The 22157-nt window shown below is 68.9% G+C and carries 26 protein-coding genes; 10 read left to right on the forward strand and 16 right to left on the reverse strand.

Annotation, left to right across the window (positions count from 1 at the left end; translation table 11 throughout):
• Nucleotide 1: 1 nt before the first annotated feature.
• Nucleotides 2–298, forward strand: coding sequence for a Fe-S cluster assembly protein HesB (locus tag ACFVRO_RS14815; protein WP_386953608.1), 297 nt, complete (start codon nt 2–4; stop codon nt 296–298).
• Nucleotides 299–439: 141 nt separating this feature from the next.
• Here ACFVRO_RS14815 and ACFVRO_RS14820 read toward each other — a convergent pair whose 3' ends face one another.
• The 3 genes from ACFVRO_RS14820 to ACFVRO_RS14830 form a co-directional block, all read right to left on the reverse strand.
• Nucleotides 440–1081, reverse strand: coding sequence for a DUF1345 domain-containing protein (locus ACFVRO_RS14820; RefSeq protein ID WP_223586754.1), 642 nt, complete (start codon nt 1079–1081; stop codon nt 440–442).
• 80 nt (nt 1082–1161) lie between these two features.
• Nucleotides 1162–2823, reverse strand: a complete 1662-nt coding sequence (locus ACFVRO_RS14825) for an ABC-F family ATP-binding cassette domain-containing protein (protein ID WP_386953611.1) — start codon at nt 2821–2823, stop codon at nt 1162–1164.
• 49 nt (nt 2824–2872) lie between these two features.
• Nucleotides 2873–3043 carry a hypothetical protein gene (locus ACFVRO_RS14830; protein ID WP_386953614.1) on the reverse strand — a complete coding sequence of 57 codons (171 nt, stop codon included), beginning with the start codon at nt 3041–3043 and terminating at the stop codon, nt 2873–2875.
• A gap of 117 nt (nt 3044–3160) precedes the next feature.
• Here ACFVRO_RS14830 and ACFVRO_RS14835 point away from each other — a divergent pair, with 117 nt between their 5' ends.
• Nucleotides 3161–3505, forward strand: coding sequence for a LysR family transcriptional regulator (locus ACFVRO_RS14835; RefSeq protein WP_386953617.1), 345 nt, complete (start codon nt 3161–3163; stop codon nt 3503–3505).
• A 42-nt stretch (nt 3506–3547) separates the two neighbouring features.
• On the opposite strand, the gene ACFVRO_RS14840 is transcribed toward ACFVRO_RS14835, so the two are convergent.
• From ACFVRO_RS14840 to ACFVRO_RS14870, 7 genes are all read right to left on the reverse strand, one after another.
• Nucleotides 3548–4114 carry an alpha/beta fold hydrolase gene (locus ACFVRO_RS14840; protein ID WP_386953618.1) on the reverse strand — a complete coding sequence of 189 codons (567 nt, stop codon included), beginning with the start codon at nt 4112–4114 and terminating at the stop codon, nt 3548–3550.
• Entirely contained in the window at nt 4111–5037 is a 927-nt protein-coding gene (locus tag ACFVRO_RS14845) for a hypothetical protein (RefSeq protein WP_386953621.1), read from the reverse strand. The genes ACFVRO_RS14840 and ACFVRO_RS14845 overlap by 4 nt, the downstream gene beginning before the upstream one ends.
• Before the next feature lie 189 nt (nt 5038–5226).
• The gene (locus ACFVRO_RS14850; protein WP_386953624.1) at nt 5227–5787 is read right to left on the reverse strand and encodes a hypothetical protein; all 561 of its coding nucleotides are present in this window, start codon (nt 5785–5787) and stop codon (nt 5227–5229) included.
• A 157-nt stretch (nt 5788–5944) separates the two neighbouring features.
• On the reverse strand, nt 5945–6493 hold the full coding sequence (locus ACFVRO_RS14855; protein ID WP_386953626.1) for a hypothetical protein: 549 nt from the start codon (nt 6491–6493) through the stop codon (nt 5945–5947).
• A gap of 174 nt (nt 6494–6667) precedes the next feature.
• Entirely contained in the window at nt 6668–7501 is an 834-nt protein-coding gene (locus ACFVRO_RS14860) for a DNA-formamidopyrimidine glycosylase family protein (protein WP_386953629.1), read from the reverse strand.
• A 114-nt stretch (nt 7502–7615) separates the two neighbouring features.
• Complete coding sequence (gene ychF / locus ACFVRO_RS14865) at nt 7616–8689, reverse strand: redox-regulated ATPase YchF (RefSeq protein WP_105672571.1); 1074 nt, start codon at nt 8687–8689, stop codon at nt 7616–7618.
• A gap of 206 nt (nt 8690–8895) precedes the next feature.
• Nucleotides 8896–9636, reverse strand: a complete 741-nt coding sequence (locus ACFVRO_RS14870; RefSeq protein ID WP_386953631.1) for a class I SAM-dependent methyltransferase — start codon at nt 9634–9636, stop codon at nt 8896–8898.
• Between the two features lie 59 nt (nt 9637–9695).
• On the opposite strand from ACFVRO_RS14870, the gene ACFVRO_RS14875 reads away from it, so the two are divergent.
• Together ACFVRO_RS14875 and ACFVRO_RS14880 are read left to right on the forward strand one after the other, a co-directional pair.
• Nucleotides 9696–10289, forward strand: a complete 594-nt coding sequence (locus ACFVRO_RS14875) for a 3'-5' exonuclease (protein WP_386953633.1) — start codon at nt 9696–9698, stop codon at nt 10287–10289.
• 40 nt (nt 10290–10329) lie between these two features.
• The gene (locus tag ACFVRO_RS14880) at nt 10330–11568 is read left to right on the forward strand and encodes a DNA recombination protein RmuC (RefSeq protein WP_386953636.1); all 1239 of its coding nucleotides are present in this window, start codon (nt 10330–10332) and stop codon (nt 11566–11568) included.
• A 178-nt stretch (nt 11569–11746) separates the two neighbouring features.
• Here the strand turns inward: ACFVRO_RS14880 and ACFVRO_RS14885 are convergent, their stop codons facing one another.
• Together ACFVRO_RS14885 and glpX are read right to left on the reverse strand one after the other, a co-directional pair.
• Nucleotides 11747–12037, reverse strand: coding sequence for a hypothetical protein (locus ACFVRO_RS14885; protein ID WP_105672574.1), 291 nt, complete (start codon nt 12035–12037; stop codon nt 11747–11749).
• A 182-nt stretch (nt 12038–12219) separates the two neighbouring features.
• Complete coding sequence (gene glpX / locus ACFVRO_RS14890; protein WP_105672575.1) at nt 12220–13206, reverse strand: class II fructose-bisphosphatase; 987 nt, start codon at nt 13204–13206, stop codon at nt 12220–12222.
• Nucleotides 13207–13387: 181 nt separating this feature from the next.
• Between glpX and fbaA the strand changes: the two genes are divergently transcribed.
• Nucleotides 13388–14416, forward strand: coding sequence for a class II fructose-bisphosphate aldolase (gene fbaA / locus ACFVRO_RS14895; RefSeq protein ID WP_105672576.1), 1029 nt, complete (start codon nt 13388–13390; stop codon nt 14414–14416).
• A 123-nt stretch (nt 14417–14539) separates the two neighbouring features.
• Here the strand turns inward: fbaA and ACFVRO_RS14900 are convergent, their stop codons facing one another.
• The 4 genes from ACFVRO_RS14900 to ACFVRO_RS14915 form a co-directional block, all read right to left on the reverse strand.
• The gene (locus tag ACFVRO_RS14900; protein WP_386953638.1) at nt 14540–15088 is read right to left on the reverse strand and encodes an MOSC domain-containing protein; all 549 of its coding nucleotides are present in this window, start codon (nt 15086–15088) and stop codon (nt 14540–14542) included.
• Nucleotides 15085–15603, reverse strand: coding sequence for a DUF6264 family protein (locus tag ACFVRO_RS14905; protein WP_386953641.1), 519 nt, complete (start codon nt 15601–15603; stop codon nt 15085–15087). The genes ACFVRO_RS14900 and ACFVRO_RS14905 overlap by 4 nt, the downstream gene beginning before the upstream one ends.
• A 292-nt stretch (nt 15604–15895) precedes the next feature.
• A complete protein-coding gene (locus ACFVRO_RS14910) occupies nt 15896–16687 on the reverse strand; it encodes an IclR family transcriptional regulator (RefSeq protein WP_386953643.1) in 792 nt (263 codons plus the stop codon).
• Between the two features lie 2 nt (nt 16688–16689).
• Nucleotides 16690–17730, reverse strand: coding sequence for a 4-hydroxy-3-methylbut-2-enyl diphosphate reductase (locus ACFVRO_RS14915; RefSeq protein WP_308116192.1), 1041 nt, complete (start codon nt 17728–17730; stop codon nt 16690–16692).
• Nucleotides 17731–17818: 88 nt separating this feature from the next.
• Here ACFVRO_RS14915 and xseA point away from each other — a divergent pair, with 88 nt between their 5' ends.
• Genes xseA through ACFVRO_RS14940 form a run of 5 tightly spaced genes read left to right on the forward strand, consistent with a single transcriptional unit; the run spans nt 17819 to nt 22141 of the window.
• Nucleotides 17819–19096: an exodeoxyribonuclease VII large subunit gene (gene xseA, locus ACFVRO_RS14920; RefSeq protein ID WP_386953645.1), complete on the forward strand. Its 1278-nt coding sequence runs from the start codon at nt 17819–17821 to the stop codon at nt 19094–19096.
• Nucleotides 19097–19147: 51 nt separating this feature from the next.
• The gene (locus ACFVRO_RS14925) at nt 19148–19378 is read left to right on the forward strand and encodes an exodeoxyribonuclease VII small subunit (protein WP_105672581.1); all 231 of its coding nucleotides are present in this window, start codon (nt 19148–19150) and stop codon (nt 19376–19378) included.
• Complete coding sequence (locus ACFVRO_RS14930) at nt 19375–20019, forward strand: DUF4245 family protein (protein ID WP_386953648.1); 645 nt, start codon at nt 19375–19377, stop codon at nt 20017–20019. Before ACFVRO_RS14925 ends, ACFVRO_RS14930 begins: the two co-directional genes overlap by 4 nt.
• Nucleotides 20016–20666 carry a carbonic anhydrase gene (locus ACFVRO_RS14935; protein ID WP_105672583.1) on the forward strand — a complete coding sequence of 217 codons (651 nt, stop codon included), beginning with the start codon at nt 20016–20018 and terminating at the stop codon, nt 20664–20666. Before ACFVRO_RS14930 ends, ACFVRO_RS14935 begins: the two co-directional genes overlap by 4 nt.
• Before the next feature lie 53 nt (nt 20667–20719).
• Nucleotides 20720–22141 (forward strand): aspartate ammonia-lyase, encoded by a 1422-nt coding sequence (locus tag ACFVRO_RS14940; protein WP_105672584.1) that lies wholly within the window; start codon nt 20720–20722, stop codon nt 22139–22141.
• Nucleotides 22142–22157 lie beyond the last annotated feature (16 nt).

A 22157-nucleotide genomic window follows, 5' to 3' on the forward strand; every position in this document is an offset into this window, starting at 1 on the left:
CATGCTCACCCTCACCGACAACGCCACCGCGATCGTGACGACCCTGGTCAGCCGTCAGAGCGACGCGGCCGATGCGGGTCTCCGCATCCACTCCACCGCCTCCGAGACAGCAGGCGGCGCGCGACTGGCCGTGCAGGTCACCGCGCATCCAGAGCCCAGCGATCACGTCCTCGAGGCGTCCGGGGTGCGGCTCTTCATCGACGAGCCCGCGTCGGCGGTGCTCGATGACAAGATCCTCGATGCGGGAGTCGACGAGGCGGGATCCGTCTCGTTCACGGTGCTCCCCCAGACCGTCTGACCTCGCGGTCGGAACAGCGGATGCCGCGGCCCCCCGGGTCGCGGCATCCGTGCTGTCCGGCGGCGGTGGAACGGTTCCGGTCAGATCACGCCGTCGATCCGGAGCGGCGCCCGACACGCGGCGCGGGACGGCTGATCCGGATCAGCCGAGTCCGACGACGAGGTTGATGATCGACGCGAGGATGACGGTGCCGAACAGGTAGCCGAGCACGGTCTGCGCGATCACGACCCGGCGGAACTCGTTGCGGGTGAGGTTCGTGTCGGACACCTGGTACGTCATCCCCAGCCCGACGGAGAAGTAGACGAAGTCGGTGTACTCCGGGTCCTCCTCCTGGTTGAAGTCGATCCCTCCCACCGGCTCGGAGTAGTACATTCGGGCGTACCTCAGCACGTACTCGGTGTGGATGAGCGCCCAGGATGCGGCGACGCTGAGCACGGCGATGCCCGCGAGCAGATACTCCTCGACGCCCGGGGTCTTCTGCGCCTGCACGAGCACGACGAGCACGGCGCCCAGGCTGACGAGGCTCCCGAGGATCGAGATCAGTCGCGCCACTCGGCGACCGGGGGCCTCCAGCGTCGCGTGCGCCCTCGTGTCGGCGGCATCCATCCTCCAGATGAGCAGCAGCACCCAGATCACGTTCGTCAGTGCGAAGACGCCCCACCCGGTCAGGATGCCCGCGGCGACGCCCAGCAACGGCCCCACGGCGATACCTGCGGCGAGTCCGCCGATGATCGAGAGGAGAGCGCGCAGGCGGACGAATGCGCGCGCCGAGGGTGTGGCCATGCCTGGATGCTATCGGGCGAGCCGCATGGCGGGTCGGAGTGCATCGGCGATCCGGCGCGACCCGGACGACGGGGTGCCGGTCACAGCTCGGTGACCCGGCCCTCCTCGACGCGCCAGCGGCGGTCGGTCCGCACGGTGTCGAGCATCCGTCGATCGTGGGTGACGAGCAGCAGGGTGCCCTCATACGAGTCGAGGGCCTGCTCCAGCTGCTCGATGGCCGCGAGATCGAGGTGGTTCGTCGGCTCGTCGAGCACGAGCAGGTTGGTGCCGCGCGCCTGCAGGAGCGCGAGCCCCGCACGCGTGCGCTCTCCGGGCGACAGCTCGTCGACCGGCCGGTTGACATGGTCGGCCCTGAGTCCGAACTTCGCGAGCAGGGTGCGCACCTCGCCGGTCGCGTACTCCGGCACCAAGTCCTCGAATGCTCCCGCGAGCGGTCGGGCCCCGGCGAGGAGGGAGCGCGCCTGGTCGATCTCGCCGATCTGCACGCTCGCCCCGAGGCTCGCGGTGCCTTCATCGGGGAGCTGCTGGCCGAGCAGCGCGCGCAGCAGGGTGGACTTGCCCGCACCGTTGGGTCCGGTGATGCCGATGCGCTCCCCCGCGTTCACCTGGAGCGACACCGGGCCGAGGGTGAAGGAGCCCTGACGGAGAATCGCGGCGCTCAGGGTCGACACGACCGCGCTCGATCGCGGTGCGGCGGCGATGCTGAACTCGAGCTGCCACTCCTTGCGCGGTTCCTCGACCTCCTCCAGCCGGGCGATCCTGCTCTCCATCTGACGCACCTTCTGCGCCTGCTTCTCGCTCGACTCGGTGGAGGCCTTGCGGCGGATCTTGTCGTTGTCCGGCGATTTCCTCATGGCGTTTCGCACACCCTGGCTCGACCATTCCCGCTGCGTGCGCGCGCGGGACACGAGGTCGGCCTTCTTCTCCGCGAACTCGTCGTACTTCTCGCGCAGGTGCCGACGCACGGTCGCCCGCTCCTCCAGGTACGCGTCGTAGCCGCCGCTGTACACGCGGTTCGTGCCCTGCGCGAGGTCGAGCTCCAGCACGCGCGTCACACAGCGGGAGAGGAACTCGCGGTCGTGGCTGACGAGCACCACTCCACCGCGGAGTCCGCGCACGAACGTCTCCAGACGCTCCAGACCGTCGAGGTCGAGGTCGTTGGTGGGCTCATCGAGCAGCACGATGTCGAATCGCGAGAGGAGGAGGGCGGCGAGCCCCACTCTCGCCGCCTGCCCTCCGGACAGGGAGGTCATCAGCGCGTCCCCGGCGGCGTCGCCGAGGTCGAGTCCCAGTTCGGCGAGCACGGCGGGGACGCGCTCCTCGAGGTCCGCGGCTCCGCTCGCCAGCCAGCGGTCGAGCGCCGCCGAGTAGACATCGGCCGGGTCTGCTCCCGGGCGCGCGAGCGAGGGGTCGCCGAGAGCGGCGGCTGCGGCATCCATCTCCGCCGTCGCGGTCGCGCACCCCGTGCGGCGCGCGATGTACGCCGACACCGTCTCCCCCGCGATGCGCTCGTGCTCCTGCGGCAGCCAGCCGACGAACGCGTCGGCCGGCGCCAGTGCGATGCTCCCCGCCTGAGGTTCGTCGAGCCCGGCGAGCAGGCGGAGGAGGGTGGACTTTCCCGCGCCGTTCGCGCCCACCACGCCGACCACGTCGCCGGGAGCGACGGTGAGATCGAGGGAGTCGAAGAGGGTGCGGTGACCGTACCCTCCGGCCAGGTCCTGGGCCACCAGTGTCGCGGTCATCAGACAATCCTGTCATCGACGCAGGTCGGCGGATGACACGGCGTCCCGCTCACTCGCGCTGCCGGCTGTGGTCCTTCAGGTCGGGTGCCGATCGCAGGATGTCGGCGATCTCCTCCTCCGGCCTCGGAGCGACGTTCTCGTCGATCTCCAGCTCCGGGACGGTCGGCTCGCCTGGCGCGGGGACATGCCCGTGAGGGGCATGCTCATCGTGGTCGGGCACGGCTGCTCCTTCGGTCGGTGACACGCACAGCGTACGCCGACCGCGTCGCTGCGGCACCGTCGCGACGCGTACGCTGGGGAGTCGACCGCGATCCTCGCGGGAAAGGAACGGCTCTCCGTGAACATCACCCAGCTTCGACGTTTCGTCGCCGTCGCCGAGGAGCTGCACTTCCCCCGCGCCGCAGAGTCCCTCGGCATCCCGCTCGCCGCGCTCTACTCGACGATCGAGAAGCTGGAGGACGAGGTGGGGCATCCTCTCGTCACGCGTGGAGGCGAGACGAAGGTCACCCCCGCCGGGCTGCTCCTGCTCGATGAGGCGAGGGAGCGGATCGCCGCGGAGCCGGCTCCCGCCGCGAAGCCTGCCGCCCCGGCCGGCGGCAAGGCCAAGGCCTCCAAGGGCAGGGGCCGCGCACCGGTGGTCAAGGGTCAGCCCAAGCCCTACAAGAAGCGCCAGGGGCGCTGACGCTCGCTAGCGCAGCGCGGGCGCGATCAGCATAGGGCGAACTCAGTCCCAGTCGAGGTACTCCTCGATGACCACGGCGGTCTCGATCGGGTGGTGCATCGGGAAGAGGTGGTCTCCGCCGATGGTCTTGATGCTCGACCGGTCGGGGATCGTCGAGTGCAGGCGCTCGGCGTTCGCCGGCGGGTTCACGTCGTCATCGGTTCCCTGCACGATGAGCACGGGGATCGCCGGCGCGATCTCGACGTCGGCCTCCTCGACGCCGAGCAGCAGGAGGCCGTTCGCGCGGTCGGGGTGCGCCGCGACGAGTGCGCGCGCCACAGTGCCGCCGAAGCCGTGCCCGCCGATCCACGTGTCCTGAAGACCCACATGATCGATGACGGCGAGAGCATCCTCGACGCGCTCCTCGAACGAGGCGCCGGCCGTGTCGGCCCTGTGTCCGATGCGCAGCACGTGGAACCCTGCCTCCTCGGCGAGGTAGTGCGCGACGACGCCGAGGACATCGGCGGCGAGGCCGTGCTCCTGGATCAACACGAGCTTGACCGGACCGTCTCCCTCATCGACGAAGGGGATCGCGCGTCCGTCGGGCTCGAAGATCTGGGTGTCGGTCATCTGCGTGTGGCTCCTCGTACGTCGGCAGGGGTCCCCTCCAGCGTACGCGAGGCGTACCGGCGTCGCGCCCAGCGACCCCATCCGAACGAGGAGTCACCGTAGTGATAGGCGTAGCCGAGTGACCCGACCACCACCACCGGCAGGAGCACCGGCGCGAGGGCCAACGAGGATTCCGTGTGCACGATCGCTTCTCCCGGATCGCGCTCCCCCGGTCGATACTGCGCATGCACCGAACCGTCGGGGCCCACTGCCCCGTCGAGCTCGACATCGTCGAGACGCAGTGACCCGTCGTCGCTCGTCCAGGTGCCGATGCTCTGACACCCTCGGTAGGTCGGCGCGCACGACTCCTCGACGAAGATTCCATTGTGGACCGGCGCGAACGACATGCCGATCCAGTGCACCCAGAGAAGGACGAACACTCCCGCAGCCGCGACGAAGAACGCGATGACGATCATCCTTCCCAGCTGAGCCACAGCACCCGTGATCCCGCGACGCCGGCGCACGCGTACGCGCGGTGTCGACGGGATGGAGGGGTCGGAACTCTGCGACGCTGCCAGGCCGGCCGCCGGCGCATGAGCGTGGGCAGTCCGCCCGAGTGTTCGCGACAGGACAGCGATGATGATGCCGAGGAGGAGACAGAGGACGTTGGCGCTGACCGCGAGTTCCATGAGGGGCGAGAACGATCCGTCGTTGCGAAACCACAGCACCACGGGCGCGAGGACCGTTCCGGCCACAAGGCAGACCATCGTGAGCCACGAGACTCGCGGACCGCCCCACCCGAGAAGCATGCGGACTATCACGATCGCCATCACCGTGCAGACGGCCGTCACGAGCACGAGGACTGCCTCGGTGGCCCCGTCGACCGGCACGACGCCACGCCTGGAGAGTCCCAGCGCCGCGAGGCCCGCGAGCAGGGGCAGCATCGGCACGATTGTCTCGAGCACCTCACTGGGCACATTGCTCCGCCGGAGCGGAGGATGCATCTCCGCGCGCCACTGGCGCCGTGTGCGCGTCATCACTCCGTGACCTCGTCCGCGGAGGGTGAACGGCTCGTGCACGCGCGAGGACAGGGGCGAGACACCGTCGAGGAGAGCGCGACCACGGGCATGCACTCAGCCTGGAGGCGCGACATCAGCGTCGCCGGCTGCACGGGTTCTCGCCTTCTGCTCCGATCGTGATGATGCATGCAGGCTCGATCGCTCCTTCTCGGTCTCATCGTCGTATGCGTCGCCATCATCGTCGCGCAGGTACGCCGTCCCATACACGTCGCAACCGAGGATCGCGAGCTGTCCGATGAGATCAGCGGTCAGCACGAATCCGCCCTGTGCGCTGTCGGAGTCCCCCGACCACCACAGGACGGTCTCCGCATCCTTCTGCACCTCGGCGATGGCACCGCCCCTCGGGACGAGCAGTGCGACGAGAGCCGACAAGGCCGCGAGGCCCGACTTGTCGCGTTCGTCCACGTTGTCGACGTCGGAGCGGACGCTGACGGACCAGAACGTGCGCTGATGGTGCGGGCTCTGCTGCCTCAGCCTGCTTCCCGGGGGTGGAACGGGCTTCTCGTCTCCTACGTCGTGCGACCTGGACGGAAGCATCCCCAGCAGGTCGCTGATCTCCGCGACTGAACGTCGACCGCCGTAGATCGAGAACGTCGCGCGGTCATCTCTGATCATCATTCCCCCCTCAGCGCTAGGCATACGACCTCGGGTGCGGTTGCACTATCCCGCTCTTCACGATCGGCCGTTCCACGACACTAGCGTCGGTCGTGAGATGTTGACGCCACCCCTTACTCGCCTCAGATCCGAGGAAGAAGTCCACACCTCCGCGCCCCTACCTCCTGCGGCGAGTAGGCGAGACTCTCCGCCACAGCGCAAGCTGCACCGGGATTCCCACTGCGCACGCGAGTGAGATCGCGAAGAGCAAAAGCGATCCCCATCGGTTCTCTGCGTCCGCCTCGGCCGTGCGCACCACGGGCGGGTCATTCGCGTTGAACACATCGGTAGCGCGATAGTAGGCGTCCACCGTGCCGTCGTCGCCAGGCTTCCCATCCAACACTGCGGACTCGAACGCGAGGTCTCCGGTGTCGCTGACCCACTTTCCGATACTCCGGCACAGTGAGCTCCGCGGTTTCGGTTCGCAGCGGTCTTCAGAGAACGTTCCCCATTGGACAGGCTCGGAACGATCCATCGTCATGGAGATCGCGACGAAGAACGTCGACACCGCGACCAGGCCGAGGACGGCGATGGCGAAGGCGCGCCTCAGCGCCTGCCACACGCAGCCACATCCCTGTTCGTCGAGCGGGAGCTCCACGCAGCCTGAGCCGCCGTCACCCCCACGGTCCCAGCCCGGCGCGAACGCCGCCGCCCAGAATCGATCCACGCGAAGCGGTCGTCCTCCAGCACGTCGCTCCGTGTCAGAGGGACGTAGATGTCGACGCGGGGGTCTGCCATGTGGTCAGTATGGCAGCCGGATCGGCGAGTGGCGCCGCCGCGCTCAGCTCCTGCGCGAAGCAGGACGCGCCTCGGCCGATGAAGCACTTCTCCTCGCCCGGGCTTAGAGCACGCGCCCATCCGCCTGATCCGGCTGGCACCGGGGGCAACGCTGCGCGGATGCTCCTCCGAAGACGTGGTCGACGATCGTGGTGCCGCACACAGGGCATGCCAGTCCGCCGCGCCCGTGAACGGACATGGCTTGGATCTTGGCGGGTTTGAGGGCGTCCGGAGGCAGCCCCCGGCGGTCGGCGAGCGCTCCGCGCATGATATCGACGGTGGCGGCGAACAGTCTCTCTCTGGCCTCGGAATCCAGCACCGCAGCGTGCACGACCGGAGAGAGGCGCGCCCGGTGCAGGATCTCATCGGAGTACGCGTTGCCGATTCCCGCGATGGACGTCTGCTCCTGCAGCAGCGCCTTGATCTGCTTCTTGCGGGTGCCGAGTGCGCGCTCGAAGCCCTCGAGGGAGAAGTCGACTGAGAGCGGGTCCGGGCCGAGCGCCGCGATGCCCGCGACGTCCGAAGGGGCGTCCACGATCGCAGCTGTGACAGCGAGGAAGTCGCCCGCGTCGACGATCCGCATCACTGCACCGTCATCGAGGGTGACTCTTGCGGCCTCCGGAACGGGCTCGTCGACGGCGACATCTCCTGCCGCCTTCCACCGGATCCAGCCGTTGCGGCCGAACCCGATGATCATCCACCCCGCCGAGGTGTCGATCCCGAGATGCTTCCCAAAGCGCCGCAGACCGGAGATCCGCGCGCCGATGAGCGACGCAGGCGGGCGTTCGCGAGTCTTGACGATGCGGAACTCGCCGATGTCGATCTCAGCGATGACACAGTCTCGGACCCGCTCATCGAGGAACTCGACGAGCGCCTGCACCTCTGGAGATTCCGGCATGCGTCCATCGTGGCACCGGCATCCGACATACGGCGAGGCCCATCGACGCTGACGGCGGTCGATCCCTCAGGGCGATGGCGTCAGCCCACACGGGATACGACTCGCCGCGAGTACTCAGTTGTTGAAGCGGAACTCCACGACGTCGCCGTCCTGCATGACGTAGTCCTTGCCTTCGAGGCGGGCCTTGCCCTTGGCGCGGGCCTCGATGACCGACCCCGTCTCGACGAGGTCGTCGAACGAGACGATCTCCGCCTTGATGAAGCCCTTCTCGAAGTCGGTGTGGATGACTCCGGCGGCCTGCGGGGCCTTCCAGCCCTTGCCGATGGTCCAGGCGCGCGCTTCCTTGGGACCCGCCGTCAGGTACGTCTGCAGGCCGAGGGTGTCGAAGCCGATGCGGGCGAGCTGGTCGAGACCCGACTCGTCCTGTCCCGTCGAGGCCAGCAGCTCGGCGGCATCCTCGGGGTCGAGGTCGATGAGCTCGGACTCGATCTTCGCGTCCAGGAAGATCGCCTTCGCGGGGGCGACCAGCGCGGCCAGCTCCTCCTTGCGAGCTGCGTCCGTCAGCACGCCCTCGTCGACGTTGAAGACGAAGATGACGGGCTTCGAGGTCAGCAGGCCGAGCTCGCGGATCGGGGCGAGATCGAGGCCGGACACCGAGAGCAGCACGCCGCGCTCGAGAGCTTCCTTCGCCGCCTGCGCGGTCTCGAGCACGATCGGCTCGATCTTCTTGCCGCGGACTTCCTTCTCGTAGCGGGTGATCGCCCTGTCCACGGTCTCGAGGTCGGCGAGCATGAGCTCCGCGTTGATCGTCTCCATGTCGGACGCCGGGTTCACCGCGCCGTCCACGTGCACGACGTCGTCATCGGCGAAGCCGCGGACGACCTGGGCGATCGCGTCGGCCTCGCGGATGTTCGCGAGGAACTTGTTGCCCAGACCCTCGCCCTCGCTCGCGCCCCGGACGATGCCGGCGATGTCGACGAACGACACCGCGGCGGGGAGGATGCGCTCACTGCCGAAGATCTCCGCGAGCTTGTCGAGACGCGAGTCGGGCAGGTTCACCACACCGACGTTGGGCTCGATCGTCGCGAACGGATAGTTCGCCGCGAGCACGTCGTTCTTGGTGAGAGCGTTGAAGAGGGTGGACTTGCCGACGTTGGGCAGGCCGACGATTCCGATTGTAAGAGCCACGGAAGTCGAGTCTACCGGGGGCGGATGCCGCGAACCTGCGCCCGGTAGACGCCCTCCCGGATCCGGATCTCCGCTCGAGATCCGGAAGGTTCGCGCGCGACGATCCGGATCCCGGTCGGCTGGCCGGGTCTCGGAGCCCCCAGTCGGCAGGATCCCGGTCGGCTGGCCGGGTCTCGGAGCCCCCAGTCGGCAGGATCCCGGCGGCCTCAGCTTCTGATCGCGCGGAACGCCCGCGTCACGTACGGCAGATCGATCACGGCATCCCCGTGGAGTCCCAGCTCGTCGAACAGGGCGTCCATCTCGCCGTGGACACGCGCCTTCTCCTCATCGGATGCCGTGATGATGTAGCTGCGCGACGAGGCCATGCTGTGCAGCTGCTCCCGGGTGATGGGCCGCACCCATTCCCAGGTCTCCTCCTCGAGCTCCCCGAAGGGCATTGCGATAGAGGGGCCTCCCTCGGCCATCATGATCTCGGCGTTGCTGCCGTGCATGATCTCGGTGAGACGACGCACCCAGTCGGCGCGCTCGTCGCGAAGGTTCCAGATCAGCCCCAGCACTCCCCCGGACTTCACGACGCGCCCGACCTCTGCGGAGGCCGTCACGGGGTCGACCCAGTGCCACGCCTGGCCGAGAACGACGGCGTCGAGCCCCGCATCCGGCAGCGGCAGGGACTCGGCGGTGCCCACGAAGGTCGGCACGCCGGGCACGGCATCGCGCAGGGCGGAGAGCATCGCAGGATCCGGGTCGATCGCCACGATCTCGGCATCCGGGGCCGCGGCGAGCACTCGGGTGAGCTTGCCCGTGCCCGCCCCGACGTCGGCGATGCGCGTGGAGCCCGCGGGCATCGGCTCGAGCATCCAGGCGACCGCCTCGAACGGATAGTCGGGTCTCCCCGCCTCGTAGTTCCCCGCCTCTGCTCCGAACGACGTCGCCATATCCTCAGCCATATCGCCAGCCTACGGCGAGTCTTCCGGACCCGCTCGGAGGGCGGGGTGAAAGTGGAGAGGTGCCCCTGGACTTCACCGCGATCGACTTCGAGACGGCGAACTCCAGCCCCGCCTCGGCCTGCTCCGTCGGACTCGTCCGCGTTCGCGACGGCCGCGTCGTCGCCACCGCGGGCTGGCTGATCCAACCGCCCGCAGGCCACGACGAGTTCCAGGAGTGGAACGTCAAGATCCACGGCATCCGTCCCCACGACGTGCGGGATGCCGCCACCTGGTCCGAGCAGTTCGACCGCCTGTGCGCGTTCGCCGGCGCCGACGTGCTGGTCGCGCACAACGCCGGATTCGATCTGAACGTGCTGCGCCGCGCCTCGGAGGCGACGGGCGAGATCTGCCCGCCGTACCGCTCGCTGTGCAGCCTGCAGGTGGCGCGGAAGACGTACGAGCTCGACTCCTACCGTCTGCCCAAGGCCGCTGCCGCCGCAGGTTTCTCGGAGTTCTCGCACCACGATGCGCTGGCCGATGCCCGGGCCTGCGCAGAGATCGTGATCGACTCCGCCCGACGTGCCGAGGTGTCGGACGTGTTCGGTCTCGCCAGGGCTCTGGGGCTCCGCGTCACGGAGCCCGTCGCCGCAGCGGAGGAACGCGCCGTCGCCTGACATCCCGCCGATGTCAGTGGTCGAGGGCATCATCGGATCCATGGATCCTCTGACGATCGTCCTCCTCCTCATCGCCCTCGCGGCCGGTGCCGCCCTGGGCTGGTACCTGCGCGCGGGCCGAGGAGCGGCCGAGCTGGCCAGAGCGCAGGCCGAGCTCGCCGCCGCGCGCGACGACCGCGACCGACAGTACGACCTGTATCGGGATGCTGTCGAGCACGCCCGTGAGGAGCAGCGGGCCGAGGCGATCCGCGTGCAGCAGCAGAATGCCGTCCTGACGGCGCTCGCACCCGTGCGCGAGAGCCTCCAGCAGATGCAGCACAAGGTCGCGACGATCGAGCAGGAGCGCCATGCGCAGTTCGGGTCGCTCGCCGAACAGCTGCGTCGCGCGCAGGAGTCCGATGAGGCGCTGCGCGCGACGACCGAGTCGCTCGCCGGAGCGCTGAAGTCGACGGCGACCAGGGGCGTGTGGGGTGAGACGCAGCTGCGGCGCGTCGTCGAGGCCGCGGGCCTCACCCGGCACGTCGACTTCGATCTGCAGTCGACCATCTCCTCGGATCGCGGCGTCGGCCGGCCCGACATGGTGATCAGGCTCGCGGGTGGCGCGTCGATCCCCGTCGACGCGAAGGTCCCCCTCGACGCCTATCTCGAGGCATCGGCGCTGCCGGCGGGCGATGCGTACGAGGCGGAGCGGCGCATGCTCATGCAGAAGCACGTGAAAGCGGTGCGCGCACACATCGACGCGCTCACCAAGAAGGCCTACTGGTCGGGCCTCGAGTCGAGTCCCGAGTTCGTGATCTGCTTCCTGCCGAGCGAGTCGCTGCTCGCCGCGGCGATCGACGAGGATCCGACACTGCTCGACTACGCGTTCAGCCGCCGGGTGGCGCTGGCCTCGCCCGTCAATCTCTGGGCTGTGCTCAAGACGGTCGCCTACACCTGGACCCAGCAGGAGGTGTCGACCGAGGCTCGCACTCTGCTCGCCCTCGGCACGCAGCTGTACGACCGCCTCGGCGTGCTGGCCGGCCATGCCGACGACCTCCGCCGCGCCCTGGAGCGAACGGTCGACAGCTACAACCGCTTCGCCGGGTCGCTGGAGAACCGCGTGCTCGTGACGGCCCGGCAGTTCCCCGGCATCGACTCGTCGGCGCTCGACGCGTCGCCGCAGGTGATCGGAGGCAGCGCGCGCCGATTCACAGCGGCCGAGCTCGTCAGCGACGTGGATGCCGTCGAGCCCGTGCGGGCCGAGCTGGGCGACGTGCGTCAGCGGCTCGAAGGCGACTGAGGTCGTCGAGACGACCGAATCCGACCGGAGTCCGCTCCGATCAGAGACCGCTCCGATCAGAGACCTGATCAGACGACGCCAGGTACCTCATCAGGCGACGCCAGGTACCTCATTAGGCGACGCCAGAGACCTGATCAGGCGACGCCAGAGACCTGATCAGGCGACGCCAGCAGCTAGATCAGGCGACGCCGGGGACGCCCGAGAGCAGGAGGATCACCAGTCCGCTGGTGGCGAGGAACGCGCCGATCATCCACCAGGCGCTGACCTCGTGTCCCTCGTCTCGACGCACGCGGAAGAGCACATCGGCACGCCGTGCCGGGTCGACCGCGTGGACCGTGGCGGCGGAGGCGGCTGCAGCCTTGGCTGCCGCGTCGATCTCGTCGACGTTCACCCGGAGGATGCGCCCGGTGTTCGTCGTGACGAACTTGGTCGGCGCGGCCTTCGAATCGCTCGTGTGCTGCGTTGCCATCTGCTTCGCCCTCCTGTGTCTGCGGTGCCTGCGGCTCCGTCGACGGTGAGAAACCCAGAGACAATTGTCACACGACGCGCACGGAAACCACGGCTCAGCGCTCCGGGCAGGGGTTCCGTCTCGATAACGATGCCGCGCGCACCGCAGCTCTCACGATGCCGCGCGTCGCCGTCAGCGCAGGATCAGAGCCACTTCGAGACGAGGTGCTCCGAGGCGATCCGCCGCAGGGTGCCCGATGCGCCGCGCAGCACGACGCTCTCGGTGTAGATGTAACCGCCCTCGCGACGCACACCCGCGACGAGCTGACCGTCGGTCACGCCCGTCGCCACGAAGATTGTATTGTCCCCCCGGACGAGGTCGTCGGCCTCATAGACCTTGTCCATGTCGAGACCGGCGTCGATGCCGCGCTGACGCTCGTCGTCATCACGAGGCCACAGGCGGCCCTGGATGTGACCGCCGAGCGCCTTGATCGCGCACGCGGTCACGATGCCCTCGGGGCTGCCGCCGACGCCGACGCACATGTCGGTGCGCGCGCCGTGGCGTGCGGCGTTGATGCCGCCCGCGACATCGCCGTCGCTCATCAGACGGGTGCCGGCTCCGGCATCCCTGATCTCCTGGATGAGCTGCTCGTGGCGCGGACGGTTCAGCACGGAGACGACGATCTCGTCGACCGGCTTGCCCAGCGCGGCCGAGAGACGACGGATGTTCTCGCCGATCGGGAGGCGGATGTCGACGACGCCGACGCCCGCGGGACCGGTGACGAGCTTGTCCATGTAGAAGACGCTGGACGCGTCGAGCATCGTTCCACGGTCGGACACGGCGATCACCGACAGCGCGTTCTGGCGGCCGGCTGCTGTCAGGGAGGTGCCGTCGATCGGGTCGACCGCGATGTCGCAGAGCGGCCCGGTGCCCGTGCCGACGACCTCGCCGTTGAAGAGCATCGGGGCGTTGTCCTTCTCGCCCTCGCCGATGACGACCTGCCCCTGGAAGGCGACGGTTCCGAGGAAGGCGCGCATGGCGTCGACGGCCGCACCGTCGGCGGCCTCCTTCGCGCCACGGCCGATGAACGGCACCGCACGGATCGCGGCCGCCTCGGTCGCGCGCACCAGCTCCATTGCGAGGTTGCGGTCGGGACGAAGAGGGCTCAGATCACCAGTCAGACTCACCATGCGGCAAGAGTAGCCAGAATCCCGGTGGCAATCGCCTCCTTTCGGGCGAAATCGCATGAAGGAATCGTGATTCTTAACCGTGCGGCAGAGAGTCCCCCTCCGGAGCGTCATCCCGACGGCATCCCCTCCCCTTCCCGGCTAGAGTGACTGCTGTCCCGGCTCACCTATCGCAGGAGTTCTCATGCCCGTCGCCACCCCGGACCAGTACGCAGAAATGCTCGACCGCGCGAAGGCCGGCGGCTTCGCGTACCCCGCATTCAACGTCTCGAGCTCGCAGACGATCAACTCCGTCCTCCAGGGCCTGACCGAGGCCGGTTCCGACGGCATCATCCAGGTCACCACGGGCGGCGCCGACTACTTCGCCGGCCACACGGTCAAGGCCCGCGCCACCGGTGCTCTCGCCTTCGCCCGGTACGCGACCGAGGTCGCCAAGAACTACCCCGTCACCGTCGCGCTGCACACCGACCACTGCCCGAAGGACGCCCTCGCCGGCTTCGTCGAGCCGCTGATCGCCGCTTCCGAAGAAGAGGTGAAGGCCGGCCGCAACCCGATCTTCCAGTCGCACATGTGGGACGGCTCGGCCGTTCCCCTCGCGGAGAACATCGAGATCGCCAAGGACCTCCTCCCCCGCATGAAGGCGATCAACGCCATCCTCGAGGTCGAGATCGGCGTCGTCGGCGGCGAGGAGGACGGCGTGCAGCACGAGGGCTCGAACGAAGCCCTCTACACGACCTTCGCCGACGTCGACCAGGCCGTCCAGGCCCTGGGCCTCGGCGAGCAGGGCCGCTACATCGCCGCCCTCACCTTCGGCAACGTGCACGGCGTGTACAAGCCGGGCGGCGTGAAGCTGCGCCCGGAGCTCCTCGGCGAGATCCAGGCCGAGGTCGCCGCGAAGTACAACACGGCTGCCAAGCCCCTCGACCTCGTCTTCCACGGCGGCTCCGGCTCAACCGACGAGGAGATCGCCCTCGCGGTCGCCAACGGCGTCATCAAGATGAACATCGACACCGACACGCAGTACGCGTACACGCGTGCGATCGCCGACTACATGTTCAAGAACTACGACGGCGTCCTGAAGGTCGACGGCGAGGTCGGTAACAAGAAGCTGTACGACCCGCGCGCCTGGGGCAAGATCGCGGAGACCGCGATGGCCGCCCGCGTCGTCGAGTCGACCCGTCAGCTCGGCTCCTACGGACAGTCGAAGAGCTGACAGACGAGCATCGTCACGGAGAATGCCCCGGCCGGGAACGGCCGGGGCATTCTCCGTCTGAGCGGGGTTCTTCCCGGACAGCGGCGAGCCCCGCCGTCGGCGGCGCCGCGCACGGGCTGCGGGTCACGGACCCCGGTAGATGTCCAGGATGCTCGGGGCGTCATCGGGGCGGTGGACCACGACGATCTCGTCGCCGGCCTCGATCCTGCCGTTCTTCACCACGCGGAGGTAGGGACCGAGACGACGCGCATCCGAGAAGCGCTTCACCCAGCCGCGTTCGGCATCGCCGCCAACGCGGCGGGCGAACGTCTGGCACGGCGTGCGCGGCATGGTGACCTCGACGATCACGGTCGAGCCGATCCGCCACTGCTCGCCCACCAGGGCCGCGTTCACATCGATGCCCTCGACCCGCAGGTTCTCCCCGAACCACCCAGGAGGAGTGTCGCGTCCGAGCTCGGCCGCCCAGTAGGCGGCATCCTCCTCGGAGTACGCGTACAGCGCCTTGTCCGGTCCGCCGTGATGTCTGCGATCGGCCTGCACGTCGGCGTAGACGCCGTAGGAGCCGACCTTCACCGGCCCCTCGACCGCCCTCTTGTCGATCGCGGTGATCCCGACGGTGCCGACATCCGGTAGCAGCTGATGGACAGCGCAGACGGCGACGAGACGACTCATCGCGTCGTCATGCTCTCGAGGTACGCGATGAACGCCGGGTCTCCCATCAGGGGGATCGCCGCGAAGACGGAGGTCACCAGCAGCGTCACCGCGGCGCCGACGAGCGGCACCCACCAGGTGAGCTTGCCCTGGCGCAGCCTCCGCAGCGAGATCACGGCGGTGAGGCACCATCCGATGACGAGCACGATCGCGGCGACCGTGCCCCAGATCCTGCCCTGGTCGTAGTTCGTGAACTCCCCGTCGATCCCCATCATCTTCATGACCTCGGTCATGACCCTGCCGAAGTCGAGGTACGACAGGCCTGCGGTGATGACGTTGACGAGGCCGTAGGCGAGCAGCACGACGGTCGCGAACCGGTCGACGGGGCGACGGGGCGCTGCTGCGGGCGCGGCCTCGGAGACGACAGGAGCGACGGGCTCGACGGACTCGACCTCGCCCAGCGGCGGGAGGCCGGCGGCTCTGCGCTGTTCTTCCGGAGTCGCGAGTTCGCCGTACTGTGGCCGCTGATCGATCATCACGCCATGCTAACCGCCCTGGCCCGGAGCGGCGTCCAGGCGGAGACGAGCGCTGCTCCCCTGGCGCCGTGCCGCGAGAAAAGGCCCTGAACATGATGGCGGCCCCGGCGGAGTGGGGACTCCTCGGGGCCGCGGACTCAGAGCACTGGGGACGCTCTTCATCCAAGTGGGCTGCAGAACGCTGGGGACGTTCCACCTCCTGTAGCGTCGTTGCACTGACGACTACAACTCTGATCATAGGAAAGCGCATGCCATTGCGCTAGATGCAGTTCTTCAAATAGTGAACCGACGGTCAGATACTGAACTCCGCGCCCGGGCCGCCACCGTCCAGAGCATCTGCTCCGAGCTGGAGCGAGAGCCGTCTCGCGGCCCGCCGCAGCGCGGTCACCAGCGTCATGTCGACGACCGCGAGCTCCGAGGGCAGCGAGATCGCCAGAGAAGCCGTGACGTTCGGCGCGATGACCGGGACGGCGACGCACGTGGCGCCGATCGCGTACTCCTCGCGGTCGACCGCGAACCCGGGTGAGTGCTCCAGCTGGGCGAGGAGCGTCGCACGGTCGCTGATGGTTCGCGGCGTGAGCTCCTCCAGTCGGTGCCTGGCGAGGTAGTCTGCACGCTGCTCCTCCGACAGATCGGCCAGGATCTGCTTGCCCAGCGCCGTCGCGTGCGCGCTCGACTGCAGCCCGACCCACAGTTCGACCCGGGGGTTCTGCACTGCATCGACGATGTCGACGAGGTGCATCTCCCCGTCGGCGTAGCGGGAGAGGTACGCCGTCGCACCGACCTCCTCGGTCACGTCTCGCAGCGCCGCGCGGACCCTGGCGAGGAACACGCCCCTGGCGTCGAGCTCCGTCTGGAAGGCGGGGAACCGACTCCCCAGCACGAGCCCGTCGGGCTCGCTGGACAGATAACCCTCGTGCACCAGGGTGCGGACCAGGTTGTACGTGGTACCCGGCGTGAGGCCGGTGATCGCGGCGAGCATCTTCGCCGGGAGAGGACGGGGCGAGTTCGCGACGATGTCGACGAGGCGAAGGGCGCGCTGCACCGAGCCGATGAGGGTGGGTTCCGCCTCCGCGGCGCTCACTCCTATGCGCCCCCGGAGGCCCGCCCGCCGAGGGCGCGCGCGTCGCGCTGCCCCGTGGCGTCCTGCCTCAGCTCCTTGGGCAGCGAGAACATGAGGTCCTCCTCAGCCGTGCGCACCTCTTCGACGTCGTGGTAGCCGGCGCCGTCGAGAGCATCCAGCACCTCGCGCACGAGCACCTCGGGCACGGATGCTCCGCTGGTCACGCCGACCGTGGCGACGCCGTCGAGCCACTCCTGCTTGACCTCCTCCGCGTAGTCCACGCGGTAGGCGGCCTTGGCGCCGTACTCGAGCGCGACCTCGACGAGACGTACCGAGTTCGACGAGTTCGAGGAGCCGACCACGATCACGAGGTCGGCGTTCGCCGCGACCTTCTTGATCGCGACCTGACGGTTCTGCGTGGCGTAGCAGATGTCATCGGACGGCGGGTTGTGCAGCTCGGGGAAGCGCAGACGGAGTCGGTTCACCGTCTCCATCGTCTCGTCGACGGAGAGCGTGGTCTGCGACAGCCAGACGACCTTCGACGGATCCTTGACCTGGACGGTGTCGGCTTCCTCCGGGGAGTTCACGACCGTGACGTGCTCGGGAGCCTCGCCCGCCGTGCCCTCGACCTCTTCATGCCCCTCGTGCCCGATGAGCAGGATCTCGAAGTCGTCCCGTGCGAAGCGCACGGCCTCGCGGTGCACCTTGGTCACCAGGGGGCAGGTCGCGTCGATCGCGTGGAGTCCTCGATCCGACGCCGCGTTCACCACTGCCGGCGAGACGCCGTGGGCGCTGAAGACGACGTGTGCGCCCTCAGGCACCTCGTCGACCTCTTCGACGAAGATCGCCCCCTTGGCCTCCAGCTCGGTGACGACGTGGATGTTGTGCACGATCTGCTTGCGCACGTAGACCGGCGCCCCGTAGCGCTCCAGCGCCTTCTCCACCGCCACCACCGCACGATCGACGCCGGCGCAGTAGCCGCGGGGTGCGGCGAGCAGAACCCGCTTCTGTCCCTGGACCGGGTTATCCTGAAGCCGCCCGGCCGCCGCACGCACTCGTGGGATACGCGGGGCAGGCAGATGCACGGCAGTCGAAGTCACTCTGGAATTCTACCGCCGCAAAGCTGGACAGAGCCGGGTAGGACGGGAGCACATGACGGTCTTCGAAGCCGAGACGGCGCCGGGCGAGGCGCCGCCCGCCGATGCTGTCGCGCCGCGCGATTCGACGGCGGACGCTCCGACCTCGGTCGCGCGGCTGAATGCGACCATCCGCGACTTCGTCGCCAGGTGGAACACGGTCTGGGTCGAAGGCGAGATCACCTCCTGGAACGTGCGTGCGGGCAACGTGTTCGCCCGCCTCAAGGACACGCGCTCGGATGCCCAGATCTCGATCAGGATCTGGTCGAGCGTGCGCGCGCGCATCCCTAACGACCTCGGCGTCGGCGATCACGTCGTCGCCGCGGTGAAGTCCGACTACTTCGTCAAGAGCGGCGACTTCAGCTTCGCCGTCTCGGCCATGAAGCACGTCGGCCTCGGCGATCAACTCGAGCGCCTGGAGAAGCTGCGCGCTCAGCTGCGTCAGGAGGGCCTGTTCGACGTCGCGCGGAAGAAGCGCCTCCCCTTCCTCCCGCACGTGATCGGACTCATCACCGGCGAGCGCTCGGATGCCGAGAAGGATGTGCATCGCAACGCCGAGCTGCGGTGGCCGCAGGTGCGGTTCCGCACCGAGTACGCCGCCGTGCAGGGTGACCGCTGCGTACCCGACACTCTCGCCGCACTCGCCCGGCTGGATGCCGACCCCGAGGTCGACGTCATCATCATCGCCCGCGGGGGCGGCGATCCGCAGACCCTGCTCGGCTTCAGCGACGAGCGCCTCGTGCGCGCCGTGGCCGCTGCATCCACTCCGATCGTGAGCGCGATCGGTCACGAGAACGACCATCCCCTGCTCGACGACGTCGCCGACCTGCGAGCCTCCACTCCGACGGACGCGGCGAAGCGCGTGGTGCCCGATGTGGGAGAGCAGCGCGCGCTCATCGGGCAGCTGCGTTCACGCGCGACGACCCGGCTCACGCAGCGCATCGGCCATGACATCGCGCAGCTGCAGCAGCTGCGGTCGCGCCCGGCGCTGCGCTCCCCCGATCCGATCATCGACAACCGCGCTCAGGAGCTGTGGCTGCTGCAGTCCAGGGGACGCGACACGATCTCCCGCCAGCTCGACGCCGCAGGACGGAAGACCAGCGAGCTGCGTGCCTCCCTGCGCGCACTCTCGCCCGCGGCGACGTTGGCCCGCGGCTACGCGATCGCCCACCTCGACGGCGGTGTGATCCTGCGCGACGCCGCCGACGCCCCCGCGGGCACTCCGCTGACGATCACCGTCGACCGGGGATCGGTCGCCGCGGTGTCCGACGGCGAGATCTCCGAAGCACCCTGACGACGACCGGGCCCGAGGGGAGTGTCCTCGGGCACCGCGTAGGATGGTGGGGTGAGCGCGCAGAACGACACCCCGGTTGAGACGCTGTCGTTCGAGGCCGCACGCGACGAGCTCGTGAGGGTCGTCTCCGAACTCGAGCAGGGCGCACCGACCCTCGAGCAGTCACTGGCCCTGTGGGAGCGCGGCGAAGCTCTCGCCGCCCGCTGCGAGGAGTGGCTGCTGGGCGCGAAGCGCCGCCTGGACGCCGCCCGTGCCACGGCATCCGAAGAGGACGAATCGTGAACAAGCCCGCCCCCATCGTCGCCGAGCTCGGACGCCCGGAGACTCCCGAGGAGACCGCGGCGCGCAAGGCAGAGTCCAGCAGGGCCTACCGCTCCAGCCAGAACGTGCGCAGCCTGGTCGCCGCCCTCATCGTGACGCTGGCGGTCGTCGCCGTCATCGTCTTCGCGGTACCGCGGGGCGAGCCGGCATCCGCCCCCAAGGTCGACATCGCCGGTATCGCCGCCGATGTGGAATCCACCATGAAGCGCCCCGTCATCCTCCCCGATACCGGCACCTTCTGGCGCGTCAACGCGGCGGAGCTGACCAGCGGATCCACGGTCGTGTGGGACGTCACTCTCGCTCCGAAGGGCGACGAGGAGCGCGGATACATCAAGATCGCGCAGGCCTTCGACGCCGAGTCCAGCTGGGCCCCGCAGCGTCTGAACGGCACGGCTCCCACAGACACCACCACGATCGGCGGTGTCGAGTGGGATGTCTACCGGGTCGGCGACGCCGGTGCGAAGCAGAACATCACCTACGCGATCGGCACCCAGGCCGGATCCGACTACGTGCTCCTGTACGGGTCACGCTCGGCCGATTCGACGGCCGAGCTCGCCGAATCCCTCATCCCGCAGATCCACGCCCTCTCGGAGGCCTCATGACCACGGCTCTCACCCCCGCCGCCGCCTGGAAGCAGATGCAGGAGGGCAACCAGCGCTTCGTCGCCGACGAGCCCCGCCATCCCAACCAGGACGTCGCTCGGAGGAAGGACCTGGCCGCGGCGCAGAACCCGGTGGCTACCCTCTTCGGATGCTCGGACTCCCGCCTCGCGGCCGAGATCATCTTCGACCTCGGCCTCGGCGACCTGTTCGTCGTGCGCAATGCGGGCCAGGTCATCGGCGAGTCGATCGTCGCGAGCCTGGAGTATGCGGTGGCCGTGCTGAACGTGCCCCTGATCGTGGTCCTCGCGCACGACTCCTGCGGTGCGGTGCGGGCGGCGATCGACGGCACCGCCATCGACGCCGCTCCCCTGCCTCCGCACATCTGGAAGCTCATCGCCCCGATCGTCCCCGCAGCCCGCAAGGTGCTCGTCGAGAACGGCGGCACCACGGTCGCCGACATCGACTCGGAACTGGTCGGCCGGGAGCACCTGCGCAACACCGTCAGCGACCTGCTGCAGTCGTCGGAGCTCATCTCCAACGCCGTCGCAGAGGGCCGCCTGGGCATCGTCGGCGCCAACTACCGACTGGCCGAGGGCACCGCCGTCCCGGTCATCACCGTCGGCATCGACGCCACAGACCCCCGATAGAAGCACCAGACACACATCCAGGGGAACGACCCCGAAACCAAGGAGGGTTCGGAATGACCGACACCGACCAGCGCAGCGGCGAGAACTCGCAGGGCTACCGCATCGAGCACGACACCATGGGCGAGGTGCGGGTGCCCGTGAACGCGCTCTACGGTGCGCAGACCCAGCGAGCCGTGGAGAACTTCCCGATCTCGGGCAAGGGCCTGGAGTCGACGCAGATCGCCGCCCTCGCGCGCATCAAGAAGGCCGCAGCCCTCGCCAACAAGGAGCTCGGCACGCTCGACGGCGCCATCGCCGACGCGATCGCCCAGGCCGCGGACCAGGTCGCCGCCGGCATCCACGACGGCGAGTTCCCGGTCGACACCTACCAGACCGGCTCCGGCACGTCGTCGAACATGAACATGAACGAGGTGCTCGCGACCCTCGCGACGCGCATCCTCGGCGCGACCGTGCACCCCAACGACCACGTGAACGCGTCGCAGTCCTCGAACGACGTTTTCCCGACGTCCGTGCACATCGCCGTCACCCAGGCGCTCATCGACACGCTCATCCCCGCACTCGACCACCTCGCCGTGGCTCTCGAGGCCAAGGCCGAGCTGTGGAAGGACGCCGTCAAGTCCGGCCGCACGCACCTCATGGACGCCACGCCCGTGACGCTCGGCCAGGAGTTCGGTGGCTACGCGCGTCAGATCCGCCTCGGCATCGAGCGCGTGCAGTCTGCTCTCCCCCGCGTCGCGGAGGTCCCGCTCGGCGGCACCGCTGTCGGCACCGGCATCAACACGCCGCTCGGATTCCCGCAGAAGGTCATCGCGCTGCTCGCGGCCGAGACCGAGCTGCCCATCACCGAGGCGAAGGACCACTTCGAGGCGCAGGCCAACCGCGACGGCCTCGTCGAGGCATCCGGCGCCCTGCGCACCATCGCGGTCTCGCTGACCAAGATCAACAACGACCTGCGCTGGATGGGCTCCGGCCCCAACACCGGTCTGGGCGAGCTGCACATCCCCGACCTGCAGCCCGGCTCCTCGATCATGCCCGGCAAGGTCAACCCGGTCGTCCCGGAGGCCGTGCTCATGGTGTGCGCCAGGGTCATCGGCAACGACGCGACCGTGGCCTGGGCCGGCGCCTCCGGCTCGTTCGAGCTGAACGTCGCGATCCCAGTCATGGGCACGGCGCTGCTCGAGTCGATCCGCCTCCTCTCGAACGCCTCGCGCGTGCTCGCCGACAAGACCGTCGACGGCCTGCAGGCGAACCTGGAGCGCGCGGCGGCGTTCGCCGGCATGAGCCCGTCGATCGTGACGCCGCTCAACAAGCTCATCGGCTACGAGGCCGCGGCGAAGATCGCGAAGCACTCGGTCGCCAAGGGCATCACGGTGCGCGACGCCGTGATCGACCTCGGCTACGTCGAGCGCGGAGAGCTCACCCTCGAGCAGCTCGACGAGAAGCTCGATCTGCTGAGCATGACGCACGCCGGCTGAGCCGGTCGTCGAAAGA

The organism is Microbacterium sp. NPDC057944 (genome assembly GCF_042887445.1).
Classification (GTDB): Bacteria; Actinomycetota; Actinomycetes; order Actinomycetales; family Microbacteriaceae; genus Microbacterium; species Microbacterium natoriense.

Excerpts from the sequence above, each read along its gene's own strand:
- fbaA (WP_105672576.1), top strand. The coding sequence starts at position 13,388 with ATGCCCGTCGCCACCCCGGACCAGTACGCAGAAATGCTCGACCGCGCG.
- ACFVRO_RS14850 (WP_386953624.1), bottom strand. The coding sequence starts at position 5,787 with ATGATCAGAGATGACCGCGCGACGTTCTCGATCTACGGCGGTCGACGT.
- ACFVRO_RS14845 (WP_386953621.1), bottom strand. The coding sequence starts at position 5,037 with ATGCTGCCCCTGCTCGCGGGCCTCGCGGCGCTGGGACTCTCCAGGCGT.
- ACFVRO_RS14870 (WP_386953631.1), bottom strand. The coding sequence starts at position 9,636 with ATGGCTGAGGATATGGCGACGTCGTTCGGAGCAGAGGCGGGGAACTAC.
- ACFVRO_RS14825 (WP_386953611.1), bottom strand. The coding sequence starts at position 2,823 with ATGACCGCGACACTGGTGGCCCAGGACCTGGCCGGAGGGTACGGTCAC.
- ACFVRO_RS14905 (WP_386953641.1), bottom strand. The coding sequence starts at position 15,603 with ATGATCGATCAGCGGCCACAGTACGGCGAACTCGCGACTCCGGAAGAA.
- ACFVRO_RS14900 (WP_386953638.1), bottom strand. The coding sequence starts at position 15,088 with ATGAGTCGTCTCGTCGCCGTCTGCGCTGTCCATCAGCTGCTACCGGAT.
- ACFVRO_RS14940 (WP_105672584.1), top strand. The coding sequence starts at position 20,720 with ATGACCGACACCGACCAGCGCAGCGGCGAGAACTCGCAGGGCTACCGC.
- xseA (WP_386953645.1), top strand. The coding sequence starts at position 17,819 with ATGACGGTCTTCGAAGCCGAGACGGCGCCGGGCGAGGCGCCGCCCGCC.
- glpX (WP_105672575.1), bottom strand. The coding sequence starts at position 13,206 with ATGGTGAGTCTGACTGGTGATCTGAGCCCTCTTCGTCCCGACCGCAAC.
- ACFVRO_RS14935 (WP_105672583.1), top strand. The coding sequence starts at position 20,016 with ATGACCACGGCTCTCACCCCCGCCGCCGCCTGGAAGCAGATGCAGGAG.
- ACFVRO_RS14860 (WP_386953629.1), bottom strand. The coding sequence starts at position 7,501 with ATGCCGGAATCTCCAGAGGTGCAGGCGCTCGTCGAGTTCCTCGATGAG.
- ACFVRO_RS14880 (WP_386953636.1), top strand. The coding sequence starts at position 10,330 with ATGGATCCTCTGACGATCGTCCTCCTCCTCATCGCCCTCGCGGCCGGT.
- ACFVRO_RS14840 (WP_386953618.1), bottom strand. The coding sequence starts at position 4,114 with ATGACCGACACCCAGATCTTCGAGCCCGACGGACGCGCGATCCCCTTC.
- ACFVRO_RS14815 (WP_386953608.1), top strand. The coding sequence starts at position 2 with ATGCTCACCCTCACCGACAACGCCACCGCGATCGTGACGACCCTGGTC.
- ACFVRO_RS14820 (WP_223586754.1), bottom strand. The coding sequence starts at position 1,081 with ATGGCCACACCCTCGGCGCGCGCATTCGTCCGCCTGCGCGCTCTCCTC.
- ACFVRO_RS14885 (WP_105672574.1), bottom strand. The coding sequence starts at position 12,037 with ATGGCAACGCAGCACACGAGCGATTCGAAGGCCGCGCCGACCAAGTTC.